Here is a 586-nt window from a genome sequence, read left to right on the forward strand (position 1 = left end):
GCGGCTCTCCTTGCGCGCTTCGGCCGATACCATCGTCGCGCGCGCCACTTCGATCAGGTTCGCCAGTTCCAGCGCCTCGACCTTCGCCGTGTTGAACACCTTCGACTTGTCCTTCAGATGCACATGCTTCACGCGCTCAGCCAGTTCCGCAATCTTGCCGACGCCCTCTTCGAGCAACTTCGACGTGCGGAACACGCCCGCATGCGCCTGCATCGACGCGCGGATATCGTTGGCGATGTTCTGCGTGTACTCGCCCGAAGTCGATTTCTCCAGCACCGCGAGGCGTTCCATCGCGAAGTCGGCGGCATCGGCCGGCAGCGGCTTGTGCTCTTTCAGTTCCTTCGCGTGCTTGATGATGTGGTTGCCCGCAGCACGCCCGAACACGACCAGATCGAGCAGCGAATTCGTGCCCAGACGGTTCGCGCCGTGCACCGAAACGCACGAGCATTCGCCCACCGCGTAGAAGCCGTTGACCGGATCGTCGTAGCCCTTCGCGGTGCCCACGACCTGACCGTGCATGTTGGTCGGAATACCGCCCATCTGATAGTGGATGGTCGGCACCACCGGAATCGGCTCCTTGATGCAG

Annotated in this window: 1 protein-coding gene; it reads right to left on the reverse strand. The window is 62.5% G+C overall.

Annotated elements, in window-relative coordinates; genetic code table 11:
• Positions 1 to 586: FAD-binding protein (locus PQR08_RS38640; RefSeq protein ID WP_408164497.1), on the reverse strand; the 586-nt coding region annotated here is incomplete at both ends.

This window comes from Caballeronia jiangsuensis, from assembly GCF_046030135.1.
In the GTDB taxonomy this organism is placed as follows: domain Bacteria; phylum Pseudomonadota; class Gammaproteobacteria; order Burkholderiales; family Burkholderiaceae; genus Caballeronia; species Caballeronia jiangsuensis.